General features: G+C 47.7%; 18 protein-coding genes. 10 read left to right on the forward strand and 8 right to left on the reverse strand.

Translation table 11 applies throughout. The features are described 5' to 3' along the window. The first annotated feature begins 215 nt into the window (after window positions 1-215). The 4 genes from BCT27_RS10495 (at window position 216) to BCT27_RS10510 (ending at window position 2,229) form a co-directional block, all read left to right on the forward strand. Window positions 216-473, forward strand: coding sequence for a hypothetical protein (locus BCT27_RS10495; RefSeq protein ID WP_102395772.1), 258 nt, complete (start codon window positions 216-218; stop codon window positions 471-473). A gap of 28 nt (window positions 474-501) precedes the next feature. Beyond that, window positions 502-1,323 carry a hypothetical protein gene (locus BCT27_RS10500; RefSeq protein WP_102395773.1) on the forward strand — a complete coding sequence of 274 codons (822 nt, stop codon included), beginning with the start codon at window positions 502-504 and terminating at the stop codon, window positions 1,321-1,323. 1 nt (window position 1,324) lies between these two features. Further along, window positions 1,325-1,855, forward strand: coding sequence for a hypothetical protein (locus tag BCT27_RS10505; protein WP_102395774.1), 531 nt, complete (start codon window positions 1,325-1,327; stop codon window positions 1,853-1,855). A 149-nt stretch (window positions 1,856-2,004) separates the two neighbouring features. After that, the gene (locus BCT27_RS10510; protein WP_017008404.1) at window positions 2,005-2,229 is read left to right on the forward strand and encodes a hypothetical protein; all 225 of its coding nucleotides are present in this window, start codon (window positions 2,005-2,007) and stop codon (window positions 2,227-2,229) included. Between the two features lie 79 nt (window positions 2,230-2,308). Here BCT27_RS10510 and BCT27_RS25475 read toward each other — a convergent pair whose 3' ends face one another. Next, window positions 2,309-2,461, reverse strand: a complete 153-nt coding sequence (locus BCT27_RS25475) for a hypothetical protein (protein ID WP_157939236.1) — start codon at window positions 2,459-2,461, stop codon at window positions 2,309-2,311. A gap of 65 nt (window positions 2,462-2,526) precedes the next feature. Between BCT27_RS25475 and BCT27_RS10515 the strand changes: the two genes are divergently transcribed. Both BCT27_RS10515 and BCT27_RS10520 read left to right on the forward strand, forming a co-directional pair. Beyond that, a complete protein-coding gene (locus BCT27_RS10515) occupies window positions 2,527-3,375 on the forward strand; it encodes an AraC family transcriptional regulator (protein ID WP_102316928.1) in 849 nt (282 codons plus the stop codon). A gap of 153 nt (window positions 3,376-3,528) precedes the next feature. Continuing rightward, entirely contained in the window at window positions 3,529-4,161 is a 633-nt protein-coding gene (locus BCT27_RS10520) for a LysE family translocator (protein WP_102395775.1), read from the forward strand. Between the two features lie 87 nt (window positions 4,162-4,248). Here BCT27_RS10520 and BCT27_RS10525 read toward each other — a convergent pair whose 3' ends face one another. Beyond that, complete coding sequence (locus tag BCT27_RS10525; protein WP_102395776.1) at window positions 4,249-5,355, reverse strand: M20/M25/M40 family metallo-hydrolase; 1,107 nt, start codon at window positions 5,353-5,355, stop codon at window positions 4,249-4,251. A gap of 213 nt (window positions 5,356-5,568) precedes the next feature. Beyond that, complete coding sequence (locus BCT27_RS10530; RefSeq protein ID WP_102395777.1) at window positions 5,569-6,234, reverse strand: glutathione S-transferase family protein; 666 nt, start codon at window positions 6,232-6,234, stop codon at window positions 5,569-5,571. A gap of 116 nt (window positions 6,235-6,350) precedes the next feature. Here BCT27_RS10530 and BCT27_RS10535 point away from each other — a divergent pair, with 116 nt between their 5' ends. Further along, a complete protein-coding gene (locus tag BCT27_RS10535) occupies window positions 6,351-7,220 on the forward strand; it encodes a LysR family transcriptional regulator (RefSeq protein ID WP_102395778.1) in 870 nt (289 codons plus the stop codon). Window positions 7,221-7,251: 31 nt separating this feature from the next. Beyond that, window positions 7,252-8,025, forward strand: coding sequence for a class I SAM-dependent methyltransferase (locus tag BCT27_RS10540; protein ID WP_102395779.1), 774 nt, complete (start codon window positions 7,252-7,254; stop codon window positions 8,023-8,025). 121 nt (window positions 8,026-8,146) lie between these two features. On the opposite strand, the gene BCT27_RS10545 is transcribed toward BCT27_RS10540, so the two are convergent. Further along, window positions 8,147-8,770, reverse strand: a complete 624-nt coding sequence (locus BCT27_RS10545; protein ID WP_102316923.1) for a LysE family translocator — start codon at window positions 8,768-8,770, stop codon at window positions 8,147-8,149. A 154-nt stretch (window positions 8,771-8,924) separates the two neighbouring features. On the opposite strand from BCT27_RS10545, the gene BCT27_RS10550 reads away from it, so the two are divergent. Beyond that, complete coding sequence (locus tag BCT27_RS10550) at window positions 8,925-9,128, forward strand: hypothetical protein (RefSeq protein WP_102395780.1); 204 nt, start codon at window positions 8,925-8,927, stop codon at window positions 9,126-9,128. Here the strand turns inward: BCT27_RS10550 and BCT27_RS10555 are convergent. Next, entirely contained in the window at window positions 9,121-9,921 is an 801-nt protein-coding gene (locus BCT27_RS10555) for a tRNA (adenine(22)-N(1))-methyltransferase (protein ID WP_102395781.1), read from the reverse strand. The genes BCT27_RS10550 and BCT27_RS10555 overlap by 8 nt on opposite strands. A gap of 521 nt (window positions 9,922-10,442) precedes the next feature. Here BCT27_RS10555 and BCT27_RS10560 point away from each other — a divergent pair. Then, window positions 10,443-10,931 carry a hypothetical protein gene (locus BCT27_RS10560; protein WP_102395782.1) on the forward strand — a complete coding sequence of 163 codons (489 nt, stop codon included), beginning with the start codon at window positions 10,443-10,445 and terminating at the stop codon, window positions 10,929-10,931. A 187-nt stretch (window positions 10,932-11,118) separates the two neighbouring features. Here the strand turns inward: BCT27_RS10560 and BCT27_RS10565 are convergent, their stop codons facing one another. The 3 genes from BCT27_RS10565 to BCT27_RS10575 are packed head-to-tail and all read right to left on the reverse strand — an operon-like array spanning window position 11,119 to window position 15,783. After that, window positions 11,119-13,050 carry a diguanylate cyclase domain-containing protein gene (locus tag BCT27_RS10565; RefSeq protein WP_102316919.1) on the reverse strand — a complete coding sequence of 644 codons (1,932 nt, stop codon included), beginning with the start codon at window positions 13,048-13,050 and terminating at the stop codon, window positions 11,119-11,121. Continuing rightward, window positions 13,047-13,613 carry a YfiR family protein gene (locus tag BCT27_RS10570; protein WP_102316918.1) on the reverse strand — a complete coding sequence of 189 codons (567 nt, stop codon included), beginning with the start codon at window positions 13,611-13,613 and terminating at the stop codon, window positions 13,047-13,049. The genes BCT27_RS10565 and BCT27_RS10570 overlap by 4 nt, the downstream gene beginning before the upstream one ends. 7 nt (window positions 13,614-13,620) lie before the next feature. Beyond that, entirely contained in the window at window positions 13,621-15,783 is a 2,163-nt protein-coding gene (locus BCT27_RS10575; RefSeq protein ID WP_102395783.1) for a TonB-dependent receptor plug domain-containing protein, read from the reverse strand. Window positions 15,784-15,820: the final 37 nt, after the last annotated feature.

Genomic DNA, 15,820 nt, shown 5'->3' on the forward strand with positions numbered 1-15,820 from the left:
TGCGCTTCAGCACTTCCTCACCGTCCATTTATCTTCACAGTTTGATTAAAAAAATCATACAACACCTTTTGTTGGCACAGCGCTTGAACTGTATCAATGGAAGAGAGCAATTTTACGCAATTCACCATTGGATAAGTGCAAATTGAAAATCTCTCTTCAAATTGAATTTTATATTGAAACCAGACAGCTACGCACATCACATTTAGGAGATCACAATGAAAACATATTATCGAGCCCTTGGTTTTGTCACGTTACTGGCGTGTTCAACAGCAGCCTATGCAGTGCCTGATGCCGTTTGTGGAAAGGGTAAACACGTGGGTAATCCACACTGTGCCTCAAGTTCTAGTGCTCCAATGGGCGATTTTGGCGCAAGTGCTATTAGTTCGGGTGTACTACTTCTTGCAGGCGCAGTTGGTTTTGTATTACAGCGCAGAAAAGCCAATGTTTCACATGCTGATAACACAGCGGCCTAGTCTCTAAACAGACCTGACGGTGACAAGAATGAAAGCCCAGAATCGCAATGGCAAAACCATTTTCTTTACCGAAACCGTTTATGTTGTTTTGGCCTTGCTAACGGTCGCGAATGGGCTCTCTTACAACCTTATTCTTTGGGTTAACGGAGAATCCAACGACCCCTTCCCCGCCGTCTTGATTGTCTCGTTGTTTACCATAATGTGTCTTCACTGGAAGCGGGGGAAAGACAACCACAAGCCAGATAACGTTATCGTTCCTTGTCTCGTTCTCTCACTTGCTTGTCTGATTCCTAGCACCTTGGTGGCATGGATCGGTTTAGCGTGTGCATCAGTATGGCGCATCTACTTCTGTCAGCGTGCCAAGCCGCAGCACCTGCTATGGCTGATGATTGCTGGTAGCTTTATCTGGAAATCCTGTCTTTTCAAAATCACATCATCGCCAATACTAGATGCTGAGACTTGGCTCATTGGGTCTACGCTTTCGCTACTTTATGACGGACTCATTATCAACGGAAATCACCTTCTTTTTACCGGAAACCATGATCTTTCCATCGGCATTGGCTGTTCGTGTTTTTCCAATGTTGCTTTCGTCATGCTGGGATGGGTGTCTTTGTTCTTTTTGAAAGGCGGACAGTCCATTCGCCCACTTTGGCCAATCGCGATCATTGTTCTATTGATGTCACTGAACATCGTGCGCATCGGCATAATGGCAATAAGTTACGACATTTACCTGGTCGTCCATGAAGGTGTCGGGCTCGAAGTGTACAATGTATTGCTCACTCTAATTGCCGCATCTGCTTTGCTGTTCAGTGACAAAAAAACGCCAATAAATGCTGTTAGGGAGGCATAACATGATGCGAACCCACTACGGTTGTATTTTTCTATTCATCCTCATCGCCACAGTGAGTCTTGGTCAAAAGGTTGCTCGCTATACGAGCACTGCCGCTATCACGCAACATGAAAAAACAGAGACACACTTCTTAGAGACCGTAGCAAGTTCAGGCTGGACTCTTGATCTTAAAGCAGCATTAAACACCAATAACAGCAGCTATGTGTATGTGCTCTCACGAGCCCAATGCCACCAGGAAGTATTGGTTAATATTCTGGGTGAAGACGCGAGCGATAACATGCTACTCGCACAGTACCTTAATAAGAATGACATCCAATACTTCCTAGACGGAGAACCGATAAATTCTATGCTCACAGCTCATGCATATACGGCAAGATTGAAATATAGCGTCGAAGGTTTGCTGTCTCCAGATACTGCTACCCCTCCCCTATTTTTAGCAGTATCAGGCCCAGTGAATGAAAAAGGCTGCGCCATCAATGCACGAAAGAGGATCGCAAAACAAGAGAGCGTCCAGCATTCAACGTCTTCGTAAAGATTTCTGTTCGTGGTGTTCAAATCGTCAGCAGTCATCGCCAGATACAGTGATGTGAGTCACAAATATAGGGCGTTAACCTATTTTTCAGCGTCACGCTACGTAGGGTGAAGTCATCCGAATCTGTTCACCGAACCAAGGAAGGCGACATGGCAGACCAAGAAAACAAGCTATTTTGCAACGAGTGTGCGTGTATGACTTCGCACCAACGTATCGACCTAGAACCACTGAAAGCGGACGCAAACAGCACGCTTTTCCATCGCGCGACCATCGTTATATCGAACTCCATCGATGTGATGCTTGGCTCTTCTTACCAACAATGTGACCACTGCGGTTCGACATTTGGTTATCCTGAAAGTGGCGGTGGTTTTTAATACGGCGTAAGCGCTAAGAAATGATTATTTAATAGGGGCAGTGTCTAAAGACGCTGCCTCTTTTTTGTCAGTTTTCTGTCTATAGGATGTCACTGACCGCTTTATATCGAACCAACTTTTTTGTATCACACCACCTCGCAGCTGCAATACCTATACCTGCACCTGCACCTGCACCTGCACCTGCACCTAACGCGATATGTCCTTCACTGTCACGATGCGCAATTTTGTTCAAGTTTTGCTTTCTTTTCTCTCATATAGTTTGCCAAGATGTTAAGAGAACCCAAAAGGACTGTCATCGTGGACTCAAGTAATCGCTTCCAGTTTGTTAATAGCACGCACCTCAACGGTGTGTCGGTGCTTGATGCCAATATGCGCGACTTCGCCTATGACAAACACGCACATGAAGAGTTCTCTATCGGGGTCACACTACAAGGGCGACAAGATTTCTTCTGCCAAGGGGCATTTCATAAAAACCCCGCAGGCAGCGTTTTACTGTTTAACCCTGAAGATGTGCATGATGGTTGTTCGGGAGGCCTGCAAGATTTGGAGTACTTGATGCTCTATGTGCACCCTGAAAGCGTAGAGAGTCAATTCAGAGCGCTTGGCGTGAAACAACCCAACGCACTCCGCATCGAAGGGTGTCGTATCGACAATGTTGACCTGCGCAACCAAGCCCTGATCATGGCCTCGTTATTGAAAGATCCGCAAAGCAGTCGCATAGAGCAAGAATCCGCCTTATTTCAGCTTTCACACGCCATGGTGTCGAGTGCAGGTTTGCTTGATGAAATGGAAACATCGAGCCGAAAAGAATCACTGTTGCTGCGGGCGAAAGACTACATCCAAGCCAACCTTCACAAAGACATTGCCATTGATGACATTGCGAATGCAGCGTCTATGTCGAAATTCCACTTCATTCGGCTGTTTCGCGCGCAATTCGGCATCACACCGCACCAATACGTGCTCAATTGCCGCATCAATGGTGCACGGAAAGCGTTGGAAACAGGGTTACCTTCCAGCGATGTTGCTCAAGCCTTTGGCTTTTCAGACAGCAGCCACTTAAATCGACGCTTTAAGCGCGCCTACGGTATGACGCCAAAACAATACCAACTCCAGATACGCGCACTGCCACCACCCGCTTCCAGCTAGGTCATTCATCGATCATCGTGGTTCTTAACCGAGATCCACTCTCTACGCACTCGCGTCTTATCACGCGGTAAACCGAGCCTCTGCTCTTTTTGTCACGATTGGCAAAATCAGAAGCATTGCATTCGCTCGTCTACACAATAAGGGTTCTCTTCTATGTTCGAAATTTGGACGTATGCATTTGGCATCATGTATTCCCCTGGCCCCGTCAATTTTCTTGGCTTAAACGGCGGTGTTAACGGGAAAACCAAACAAAACCTCGGCTTCTTTGCAGGGGTTGGCGTTGCGATGTTATTGCTGTTTCTTAGCCTTGGTTTTCTGGGTAACTCTTTGATAAGCCCTAACGTATTGCCCTACACCAGCTTGCTAGGAAGCGGCTATATTCTTTACCTTGCCAGCAAATTGCTGCACGCAAGTTTTCAGCAACATTCACCGATTACAGATACATCGGAGAAAGAGGAAAAACAGACGGAAGAAAGATTAAGGTTTCGCCAAGGGTTAACCGTGCAATTGCTCAACCCAAAAGGCTTAGTCGCAACACTGCCTATCGTCACCATACAATTCCCCGCCGCAGACATCAGCGGCATGACGGGGGTGTTGTGGTCAGTCGCCCTGTCGATATTGGCCTTTGGTGCGCCCCTTTCCTACTCACTAATTGGCGGAGCGCTTGGACGACAGATCGAAAACCCTCGTTACTTTGCGTATTTCACTCGGGTGATGGCGGTGCTGCTGGCATACGTTGCTGTTTCCATTTGCATAGAACATAGCCTAAGTGTCTGGTTTTCCTAGAAGCAGGGTTTCATACTAGGTGCTTGGATAAAAAAATGCCGCCCATGTAGGCGGCATTTGATGCTTTGAAAAATCGTATGATTGAAATTAACGCGTCAGGTATGAACGAATGAATTCAGTCACAGACACCATATCAGCAATCGCGATGAACTCATCAGTGGTGTGAACTTTTGACATACCTGTAGACAAGTTAACCGTGGTTAGGCCTTTCTCGTTAAAGACGTTCGCATCAGAACCGCCGCCCGTTGGCTTGGTCATTGGTTCAATGCCGATGGCTTCGAATGCGGCTTTAATCGCAATAACGTGAGGGTTGTCATCCGCGATGCGGTAAGCATTGTAAGAACGGGTAGACTCGATTTCGATCTCAGCACCGTGCTTTTCAGCCGCCGCTTCAAACGTTGACATCATGTGCGCCACTTGCTTCGCCAGCTTCTCGTCGTCCAGCGAACGCGCTTCCGCTTCAATGTATAGCTCTGGCATCACGATGTTAGTCGCTTGTCCGCCACGCACCACGCCAATGTTTGCGGTGGTTTCATGGTCAATACGGCTTAGCGTCATGTTGCTGATCGCATCTGCAGCGACCGTCAGGGCATTGATGCCCGTCTCTGGTGCCAGACCTGCGTGCGCTGGTTTACCTTTGATGGTCACTTTCAGGCTTTGCTGACCTGGAGCCGTGGTAATGATGGTGCCAATGTTGCCGCCTGAATCAAGCACGATCGCTTGGTTGGATTCAATCTTGCTCATGTCAAAGTGCTTCGCGCCTTCAAGGCCAAGCTCTTCATACACGGTGAACGCGACTTCAATGGTCTTGTGCGCTTCGCCATTCGCTTTGATGGTGCGAACCGCTTCCATCACCGCTGCGATGCCAGATTTATCATCGCCACCCAAAATGGTGTTGCCTTTCGAACGGATAATGCCGTCTTCAATGATTGGCTCGATACCGATACCCGGTGTTACCGTATCCATATGGCTGCTGAAAACAATGCTGCCTTCAAGCTCGCCTTGCAGTTTCGCGTAGATGTTAAAGCCATTTGAAATGGTGTCTGGGACAGGAAGCTTCGTCACTTCAAAGCCCATTTGGCCCAGTTGTTCCGCAAGCACTTCGGCAACGGCTTTCTCGTTACCTGACTCGCTGTCAATTTTCACCAGCTCAATAAAATGCTCTACCAGTCTTTCTTGATTAATGTTTGTCATCGGTGTGCGACTTCTTTTCTGCGGGATGAAACCACACCTTAAACGCAAGTGAAAAACGGATTCGATGGGTTACATCAAAGAAATGGCCGATTTGATGACAAACTGACTGTTTGAGGCAAAAAAAGACGGGCTTACGCCCGTCAAAGGTATGGTAAATCGATAGGATTGAGAGGGTGTTATTACTCGGTATGTTTCACGCTTGTCGTCGACACACTATGCATAAGCATTGATTTCGATACCGGCTTCATCTTCCGGCACCACGCTCAAGTCTTGCTTAGATTCTTCCACCCACTGCTGCACCGCCGCATTTGCAAGAATGTTATCCGCATAGATTTGGGCCTTCTCGGACAGTTGAACGCCGTAAGTGAGGAAACGCAGCGCAACTGGCGCATACATGGCATCCGCAATGGAAAATTCACCAAACAGATAACCGCCTTTGTCCGCAAACACTTCCATTTGCTCTGCCCAAATATCGTCAATACGCTGCACGTCTTTGAGGCAAGTGTCGGAAGGTGAGATTTTGCGGCGGCCGCGAATGTTCATTGGCATTTCACTGCGCACCCCACCAAAACCCGCATGCATTTCAGAAGAAATGGCGCGCGCCTTCGCTCGGTCAGCCGCATTTTGTGGCCAGCCTTTTCCCTGCAAATATTGCTCGTTCACGTATTCGCAAATAGCAAGTGACTCCCAGACCGGAAGACCATTGTCCACTAGCATCGGGACCTTCGCCGCACCGCTGTATTTTTTCAGTTCGGTATAAAACTCATCAGTAAAAAGTGACAGCTCAACTTCTTCAAAATCAATGTTGAAACCGCGAAGTACCAGCCAACCGCGAAGTGACCATGTAGAGTAGTTTTTGTTTGCGATAAATAGTTTCACTTTGCACTCCTTTGCATTTACGTTGATGAAACCAGTATGCTGAGTAAGCCGTTAGGTTTCTAACGCAAAGTATTGATACTAAGTATTCACTATTGTGATGTAAGGAAAAATCAGTCATGGACATCGACTCACTCAGAAGCTTTCTCGCGATTGTCGATACCGGCAGTTTCACGCGCGCGGCAGCACAAATTCATCGCACGCAATCTGCCATTAGTATGCAGATTAAACGGCTTGAAGAAGAGTTGGGTAGTGCGCTGTTTGATCGCGATAAACGCCCCCTCAGTTTGAGTTTGTCGGGACAACGTTTAGTGAGCCATGCAAGACGCCTTGTTGCTGGGCATGATGAAGCCTTGATCGCGTTTAAACAGGAAGATGCCTCTCGCCCCATTCGCATTGGTTGCCCTGATGACTATGCAGAAAGCCTGCTGCCACGGCTTCTTGAATCACTTCGAACGCACGTAAATGGACACATTACTTTTGATGTTTTATGCGCATCCAGCACGCGTATTCGACAACGTTTAGACAGCGGAGAACTTGACGTGGCCGTGGTAACGCGCGCCCCTGATTCTGATGAAGGTTGGTTGCTGCAGCACGACCAAGGCGTGTGGATCATGGGCAGCGACAAACAACTTCCATTGCAGCGCCCCCTGCCCCTTGCTTTGTTCGATAAGAATTGTAAATTTCACACCACCGCATTAGATGGACTGGGGAAATTTGGCATTGATGTGGATTTGTATGCCTTCACCACCAGCGCTTCCACGTTGAAAGGCTTGGTGAGAAACAACCTTGCGGTATCAGCCATGGCATCCAACAGCGTACCTGACGACCTCACCGTGATCACACATGCGAACCTGCCGCCGTTGCCCGCCGTTGATATCGTGTTGGTCACTGCAACACGCACACACCCGTTGTTGTCGGCGTCTGTGGTATCAACACTGACTCAAGCCTTTGCTGCAAAGTACAGCGAACAGGCCAATATCGGTTAATTATAATAAAAACAGTAAATTGGAAAGAAACATGGACTACTTAACCGTTAATAAAAATGCATGGGATAAACGTGTCGATACGCACGTAAAATCAGATTTCTACGATGTCGATGGCTTCCTGAACGGCAAAAGCTCGCTCAACGACATCGAGCGAGAACAAGTCGGCGATGTTAACGATAAGCACCTTCTTCACCTGCAATGCCATTTTGGTCAAGACACCTTGTCGTGGGCGCGTCTTGGCGCGCGCGTGACGGGGGTGGATCTTTCTTCAGAAGCCATTGAGAAAGCCAACGAGCTCGCCAACACGCTCAAGTTGGATGCGCAATTCATCAACGATGATGTTTACCGTTTCGGCGACAACAACACGACAGAATTTGACATCGTATTCACCTCTTATGGTGTGCTTTGTTGGCTGCCTGACGTGGATCGCTGGGCGCAGACCATCGCCAAGGCCTTAAAGGTAGGCGGTGAGTTTCACATGGTCGAATTTCATCCGGCGATCGACTTGGTGTTTGGCTACAACTACTTCTCAACGGTTGAGCCAAGCGTTGAATTGGAAGGCACATACACGGATGGGCAATCTGAAGAGAAAAATCAGACGATGCAGTGGTCGCATTCCCTCGGCGAAGTGATCACGGCATTAAACAAAGCGGGCATTGCGTTAGACGCCTTTCAAGAGTATCCATACAGCCCGTATAACTGCTTTAACGACATGGAAGAAGTTGAAGGAAAAGGCTACCAGTTGCGCCATCAAGGCCATGCCATTCCTTTGTTGTATTCCATTAAGGGACGTCGCGTTAAGTAGGCTCGTGGCAAAAAACACCCGCCCATAAACGTAAAAAAGCAGCCTTCTCGGCTGCTTTTTTGTAATTTTGAAGCTGCTGTTTGTTATTTAGCTGTGAGCGTCGAAAAGCTGTTTTCTGCGTTTATCGGCTCACGGCCAAATACGCGCCTGCACCAATCATGACAGAACCTGCACAACGGTTCAGTTTGCGCTGGGCCGATTCCGTTTTTAGCATGCGCGCCATACGCGCAGCACCAAATGCCATCAGCATCGCGCCACTCATCAAGGCAAAAAACGCCAGCACGACTGCCAACACAACATCGCCCATGCTCAGCACCGTCAAATCCATGAAGGTTGGCAAAAATGCGATATAAAACAAAATCACTTTAGGGTTCGATGCAGAAATCAAAAAGCCCTGCATAAAGGCCGCCACATGGCCTGAATGTTTGGTTTCAGGCTGCTCAGCAAGGTCTTGCACTTGCGGCAAAGCCACAAACATTCTATAACCCAGATAAATTAGGTACGCCGCGCCCACATAACGGATCACCACAAACAAGGTGGCATAGTTTTCCGCAATGGTCGCCAGACCAAAACACGCCAAGGTGAGATACACCAAATCACTGAACACCATGCCAGATGCCAGCGCCCAACAGTCTTTTGCGCCTCGCGTCATTGCACGTGCCACTAACGCAAAAATGCCAGGTCCAGGCGTGATAACAAAAATGAATATCGCAATGGTGAACGTCACCGCCCCTTCCAACGTCATGTCGACTCCTCCGTGTTTTTTGCTTTGTTATTCCGCGAAGCTAACACAGAAATGTGAACACTATCGATGAAAGTTTTTCGCGAAGAACAGCAAATCTTATGGTCGAGAACCGTTCACGTAGAATCACATCTTTTCACAGACTGGTTGGGCATTTATGGACATCGTTTTTCTCATCGCCACTATCGTGTCATTCGCGAACGTGATTTACGCGTTCACCACCAAGCGCGTACTGTTTGCAGGTGGGTTCATCGACTACTACGACAACAAATCGCATTTCTTCGCGGGACTCTTCGCGTCCATCTTGTTTATCTTCTTCTACGGTGGTTTTTACTTCTTCATCTTTCCTAACGTCAAATAAGGTCGTGCAACGTAACCGCTTGGTAAGCCTCAACAATGTGAGAAACGGATTCTTGCTGACTTTGCTGAAGACGGCGGTAATGGTTCAGCGTGTTACTGAGATAATGCGACGCAATTTTGGATTGCTCTGGTGTGTGAGTTTGCCAAAATCGCTCGCCGACGGGATGAACAGAGAAACCAGCATCACTTTCTGTAGAAACCAACAACACCTCATAAAGCCGCTTATTCTCCTCGACTAACGCCTCGTGCAGCATAGAGAATTCGAGCGAGATAAGGTGCTCACGTAATGAAAACTGGTGGCGCACAGGGCAAAGCAAAAAGTCCAGTTCCAGCGTTGGATAACGACGGCGAATGGCAGAGATAAACGTCATCATAAGATCACCGCCAACACCAGCAATGATCACCAAGTGCTTACCTTGATATTGCGATAAAGGCAACGCGGCAACATCGATGCAATGTGTTGTCCATGCTGAGACTGCATTTTCAAAATAACGCTGCAGCTTCTGGTTTACCGTCTCCATGAGCACGGGAACGATATCGACAAAATGAATATGCGGAGCGGCATTTCGAGCAAGCAACGAAAAACCTAAAAAACCGTGGTCACAGCAACAGTCCCACACATGGTCATAGCCTGATGCCACCATCGCATCGATTTGAGTCAATCTTTTACTGAGTTTCAAGAAGGTGTCCGTCTGAAAGCATACTCGCAGGAAGGCGGTTTTGCGGGGGAATGAAAAATCCGGCGCATTGTAATCCCAATGACGGCATTCACGAAGCTTTGATTCGCAAAGCATGGTTCCACAAAACCTTGACTAACCGTTTAACGGTACAGTTTCACTGCCTGCGATGTCTTCCCTCGCAACATCACCCTCGTCAAAAACGTGCCTTATCGCTTTCATTTCGATCGCTTTCTCGTCTGCAATAAACTGGGGGAAAACAGTTTGCTTGTGATACGAGATTACGCACTCTTTCGATTTTCAATTCATTTCTGTGATGCCTAACACACCTGTCGCGGAATATCTTCGGCAATCTCATCCTGTTGACACTCTGCAATGTGAAACCAAGATATTATTTTTCTCGCAACACTCGATAAACAATAAATAGAATATGCGGGTTTGCCATGGCATTTAACACTGCCTAGTCATTGATTGCCAAATTAGGCAATCGATGACTATTAAGACATATAAAAATAACAGCAATACCGAATCATCCAGTTTTATTATTTCCCCTATTAGTAGCCGTGCCTCGCACCGCTATTTATTATGAATGGTTAGACAAAAAGGGACACAGTATCGTGAAGGGACTCATACCGCTCATGATTTGCGCGGCAGTTTCAGGCTGCGCATCGACTGACAACACACAACAGCAATTGGCCAGTAGTAATCTTCAATACATTGATATGCAAGAAAACATACTGGGATCATGGCAATGCACCACCGTATCCTCACCCAGCGAAAAAACAGCATTTAACGCAGACATTACCTACCTCAGTGACGGCGGTTTAGATACCCAAGCCATCTCGACAATTCAAAACCCTAAGCCAATGGATGCATATTCTTTTAATGTGTCTGCACATGGGCAATGGAAATTAGAAGACGGGAAATTGGTGGAGAATAATAACGACTTTGATGTGGAAGCAAATAATGACATTTCAAAGCCACTTGTGCCTATTTTACGTAAAGGATTGATGCGCACAAAATCATCAGAATGGGATATTTCTTGGCTATCTCAGTCCACATTTACAAAGTCAAACGAGAGTAACGTCACTACACGTTGCCAGAAAATAGCCAGTAAGATTCTCTGACACTATACCCAAATAGTCTCAGGATTCAGGATTCAGGATTCAGGATTCAGGATTCAAAGCAGCTTGAGGTTGTTTGGGTATAGGTTAACGAAAACACAAAATAAAACGCCATCGATTGCCGCTTCGTTTGTGCGCAATCTATGGCGTTTCTACCTTTGATGTTTTCCACGGCCGTGTCTTAAGGCAATTAGGATACGGAGCTTTCTTGGCTTCCTTCAAGCGCCATCGCATAGCGGTTTTTACCCGCTTCTTTCGCCGCATACATGGCTTTATCCGCTTGCTCGATGATTGAATTAAACGTACCGCTCTCCCCCGCTCGCCAATGGCGGATACCAATGCTCGCACTGATTTGAGGTCTTGCGCCATCAATGATGATGCTCTGACTTAACTTATGAAGAACACGCTCAGCAACAGGTTCAATCTCGGCAGCATTATTGATGATCAATAAGAACTCATCCCCTGATAGGCGTGCCACCATGTCGGATTGAGCCACACTGGCCAATAATCGTCTTGCGACCACTTTCAGCAACTCGTCACCGACTCGGTGACCAAATTGGTCGTTCACCATTTTGAAGCCATCAAGGTCAACGAACAGCACGTGCACATCCCAACCCATATCATGGCTACGGAGCAACTGCTTCTGAGCCCTTACACGGTTTGCAAGGCCCGTGAGTGGGTCATGGTTTGCTAAATGGTTGAGGCGTTTAATTTCCATCGCCGCTGATTGATCGATAATGGACACCACAAAGGCTTCGGTTTTACCTTGGCGATTTGTCAGTGTGCGCACTGAAATTTGGCACGGCAAACTGGTACCTAATGCCGAGAGCATATGGGTTTGCCACTGATGACTGCCACTAGACAACAGCGTTTTCACTTCAGGGCGTCCAAAGCGTAAATGTTGATCCACGCTCAATTCTGACCAATGACGATGTTGACCAAACAGACGAATACACGCCGCATTTTGCGCTTCAATGGCTAACGTTCGGGACAGTACCAAAGTGGCATCTTTGCTCTGGTCAAAAATGTACTCCGCCATTTTACGGCGTTGTTCCGCAACATGTTGCTCAGTGATGTCTTCAAATTGCAGCAAAGAATGCGTCGCGGTCGCCATTGGGTGTGTGCTTACGCGGAACAATTTGTTCGTGTGGCGGTGGTGCAATTCCAGCCCAGTCAGCGGCTGATGCGCATCAATGGCGTGGGAAATTTGATGCATCACCGACGAAGGTTCCAAAATTTGCAGAAGTTGCCCCAAGTCATTTGGGTCACAGCCTAGCTGCGCCAAATGTGCAGCGGCTGCAGGGTTGTAATACGTAACCTGATCGCCCGGTGCGATAACCATGACACCCTGATCCATGGTGTCCAATACCTGATTGATATAGCTATTCTTTTCTTCCAGCTGTTTAAACGTCGCGTTTAATTGCTTATCACGCGCCTCAAGGCTACTCACCAAGTCGTTGAAACAATCCGTGAGGCGACCGAGCTCGTCATTGTGATAAATCGGGATCGTGTGACCATGAATACCCAACCGGATCATGTTCGACATTGAACGGTGAAGAGAAGCCAGTGGGTAAGAGACAATACGGTGCAATAACTGCGCGAACATCCAAGAAAACAGAGACAACAGTACCGTTCCAAGAGCAAGGAACAAGATCAGTCTATTTCGTTCATTCACGATGGCGCTGCGTGACATAAACAAATCGATGTGACCAAGCACATCCGTTCCCAATGAAATGGAACGCGAGACTTTGGTGAATGGGGTTTTCGAGCATATGATCCCTGCGCCCATGGTGAAGCAATCATCAGGTAGACGCATCAAGTTCACGAATTCGGAGCCATCAACACGGGTTACGCGGGCTGCCATCAAATCAGGATCATAACCCAAGGCTGCGAGCTGTTCTCTACCCGTTGCCCTGTCTTCAAACGCCAGTGCCGCCGTTAAGTTGCTTGCGGCACCATTTGCCATGATTTCTGTTCGACTCAGTAAGCTTTGATCGAGGTTCTTACTCACAATGTGCGTCACTGCAAGCCCAACAACGGCAATGCCAAGCGTAAGCAAGAGCCAGATCGGCATGATAAGTTTTACGCGAAGAGGAAGGCTGTTAATCCAGCGACGATTCATATTTCCTCCTCCCCGTCTATAACGGCGATGGATAGTAGCTGCGAGCGCAAAGTAAAGGGCATACCCTGAATATTCTTTCTATTAATGAGTAATTTGACGCGGTTGTTCACTTTAATAAACGAAATCATGCCACCCGCCTTAGAGAACCGTTTACCTTCACCCACAATCAACGCATCGGGATATTGATTATGCAGTGTGCGTATGTGTTCTTCGGCACGTTCGGGGGTGTAAATGATTTGGCAAGGTTCCTGAGAAGAACCACTGACTTTTATGTTGTGATATTGCACTTGCTCAGGTTTTGAGTTTGCAATGTCTTGAAGTCGACGGCTGACACTGCTGTCGCCATAAACACAGAAATCATACCGACCGTCTGCTGGCTGCATGTCTCGCCAATTCACCAAGAACGCAAAACGGTACAAATACACCGCCTTTAAATCTTCATCTTGGAAATCGTTACTTCGAACAGGCAAGCACACAGACAACAACGCAAGCATCACCAGTCCAAGAATGAACTGGTGAAAGCGCGTTGAATCTTGTCTGTGACGTAAACGCTGCCTTGTCATCGAATAATCAGTACCACTGCCAATCAAGTTCTAGCCAGTATTGCGTGCCATTATCAAAGCCGCCCACGGAATCAGGAAACTCGTTCACTTGGTCATTCAACAGGTTTTCAACCGTCAAAGTGAACAGAGGGGCACGTGGCGAATATTGCCACCCTAAAATCAGATCCCACGTTACCACTTCAGGCCATTCATATTGCTCTTTTGTTGGGATGGCATCGTCAGGATGAGATCCCGATACATAGTGAACCACATTGCTCACCCAAAACGCTGGTGTAACGTCCCACATCACTTGTGCACCCGCTAGATGCATCGGTTCATTCTCATATGAGCGCAGCGGCACTTCGGTCGTTCCGCATATACTTCCTTCGCATTTCGCTTCGATTTGTTTGTAGGCGTAACTGGCATTCACTTGAAGCTGAGAATTGATTGACCACTTCATGCTTAACTCTCCGCCGTAGGTTGTCGCCGAAAGCGGCGTGATCAATTGATAGCTGTAAACATCAACAACGGTGCCCGCAGTGCCAGGGGATGAGTTTTCACCAAAGAGATAACGATCAGCACTGAGCAACTGATAAGCAGGAATACCATCTTCTTCGCTGTAAAACAGATTGGCATCAAACTGAATGCGCCTGTCATCCCAGAAGCGATAGCCAATCTCGAAGGTATCAATTTGAGGGACAGGGATATCTTCGTTACCGAGGTATCTGATGCTTTGCAGATAATCATAATTTTCTGGCAGGCATTGAACGGGTTGCGTTGCCGTACAAAACATCACATCACTGCCATAGATGTTTTGATGGAAATCTGTAGAACGATCTAAGCGCGACGGTGTGATCACGGCACGCCCCCAACCAGCCCATAGGCGCTGATTTTCACCCAAATCCTGCATCACACGAATTTGTGGCTGCGCGAAGGTGTCTTCAACCAAATTGAAGTACTGCCAACGGTTCCCCACCATCAATTCTGTGGTGTCAGTAAGGGGATAGGAGTAGTTGAGATAAACCGCCACGCTTTGGTTCGTGAAATCCGGCTCATCCGTCACTCGCGCATAAGGCAGGGTATAAGACGACTTCGTATCATAGGTGTCGAAGTGCTCGTCAATCAATCGGTAGTTCAAGCCGAGTGTCAGGCTTCCTCCAAGCACATTCTGATCGGTATACCGCGTTTCAGAATCAAATCGCGTAAACGATGCATTGCGGTCAGAGCCATCACTGCTGCTATAGGTCAGCCAAAATTGCTGCTCCCACTGACGCTGGTCGTCCACTTCTTGAAGCCATTTCAAGCCTGCAAAATACTCTTCCGCTAAAAGCTCGGTGTCAAAGGCACTGAAATCTGGCCCATCATGCCCTGGGTTGAGGAAATGAGGCTCGTAATATCCCCATTGATAGTCTTCACGAGAACGAATGCCGCCAAGCTGCACGGAGACAGTGCGGTCGAGGCGTTGGTAATCACTTCTTAGCCCGAAACGTTCAGTATACACCTTGTATTCTTGAAGCGGTTTTACGCGCTCCTCATCACTCGTCCATGGTTTGTGTTGAACAAACTCGACGTACCCACTTAAATGCAGATTTTCGCTGATCTGACCGCCGTGATGAAGCTGGTACTCTTGATATTCATAATTCCCGACGGACACTGCGACGTGACGGCGTAACGCATCTTCTGCATCCAACGTGATGATATTGATGACGGCATGCACGGCGTTGCCACCCCAAATGGTGCCAACTGGCCCCATTACCACTTCAATTCTGTCGATATTATCAAGGCTGACAGGAATGAGATCCCAATCCACCCCAGAGAACATACCATTGAAAACACTTCGACCATCCACCATCACCAACATGGAATTACTCAAGGCTTCATTGGTGGTTCGGGCTGAAATCCCCCAGTCGTAGTTGGAGAATTTTGCGACATGCAGGCCTGGGGCAAGCACCAATGCATCCGCAACTGAGCGAACACCTGAGCGTTTGATTTCTTTGGCGGTAATGACATGCACAGCGGCGGGTGTGTCTGCCAAGCTGAGGGCAGTACGCGTGGCGGAAACAACTTTGGTTTCGGAAAGAGATTCAAGCGACATATTAAGCAATTCATCGAGTTCTGACTCGGCGAACGCAGACGTGGAGACATTGGTACTCAATCCTGCGATAAGGATTGCTAGAGAGGCTATACGCATATTTTTATCCATGAGCGCAACGTTTCTCCACGCTTAC

This window comes from Enterovibrio norvegicus (assembly GCF_002876705.1).
GTDB lineage: Bacteria > Pseudomonadota > Gammaproteobacteria > Enterobacterales > Vibrionaceae > Enterovibrio > Enterovibrio norvegicus_B.

What these genes read in the sequence shown, in the direction of transcription:
- BCT27_RS10495 (WP_102395772.1), top strand. Translation starts at nt 216, where the DNA reads ATGAAAACATATTATCGAGCCCTTGGTTTTGTCACGTTACTGGCGTGT.
- BCT27_RS10500 (WP_102395773.1), top strand. Translation starts at nt 502, where the DNA reads ATGAAAGCCCAGAATCGCAATGGCAAAACCATTTTCTTTACCGAAACC.
- BCT27_RS10505 (WP_102395774.1), top strand. Translation starts at nt 1,325, where the DNA reads ATGATGCGAACCCACTACGGTTGTATTTTTCTATTCATCCTCATCGCC.
- BCT27_RS10510 (WP_017008404.1), top strand. Translation starts at nt 2,005, where the DNA reads ATGGCAGACCAAGAAAACAAGCTATTTTGCAACGAGTGTGCGTGTATG.
- BCT27_RS10520 (WP_102395775.1), top strand. Translation starts at nt 3,529, where the DNA reads ATGTTCGAAATTTGGACGTATGCATTTGGCATCATGTATTCCCCTGGC.
- BCT27_RS10525 (WP_102395776.1), bottom strand. Translation starts at nt 5,355, where the DNA reads ATGACAAACATTAATCAAGAAAGACTGGTAGAGCATTTTATTGAGCTG.
- BCT27_RS10535 (WP_102395778.1), top strand. Translation starts at nt 6,351, where the DNA reads ATGGACATCGACTCACTCAGAAGCTTTCTCGCGATTGTCGATACCGGC.
- BCT27_RS10540 (WP_102395779.1), top strand. Translation starts at nt 7,252, where the DNA reads ATGGACTACTTAACCGTTAATAAAAATGCATGGGATAAACGTGTCGAT.
- BCT27_RS10545 (WP_102316923.1), bottom strand. Translation starts at nt 8,770, where the DNA reads ATGACGTTGGAAGGGGCGGTGACGTTCACCATTGCGATATTCATTTTT.
- BCT27_RS10550 (WP_102395780.1), top strand. Translation starts at nt 8,925, where the DNA reads ATGGACATCGTTTTTCTCATCGCCACTATCGTGTCATTCGCGAACGTG.
- BCT27_RS10555 (WP_102395781.1), bottom strand. Translation starts at nt 9,921, where the DNA reads ATGCTTTGCGAATCAAAGCTTCGTGAATGCCGTCATTGGGATTACAAT.
- BCT27_RS10560 (WP_102395782.1), top strand. Translation starts at nt 10,443, where the DNA reads ATGATTTGCGCGGCAGTTTCAGGCTGCGCATCGACTGACAACACACAA.
- BCT27_RS10565 (WP_102316919.1), bottom strand. Translation starts at nt 13,050, where the DNA reads ATGAATCGTCGCTGGATTAACAGCCTTCCTCTTCGCGTAAAACTTATC.
- BCT27_RS10570 (WP_102316918.1), bottom strand. Translation starts at nt 13,613, where the DNA reads ATGACAAGGCAGCGTTTACGTCACAGACAAGATTCAACGCGCTTTCAC.
- BCT27_RS10575 (WP_102395783.1), bottom strand. Translation starts at nt 15,783, where the DNA reads ATGCGTATAGCCTCTCTAGCAATCCTTATCGCAGGATTGAGTACCAAT.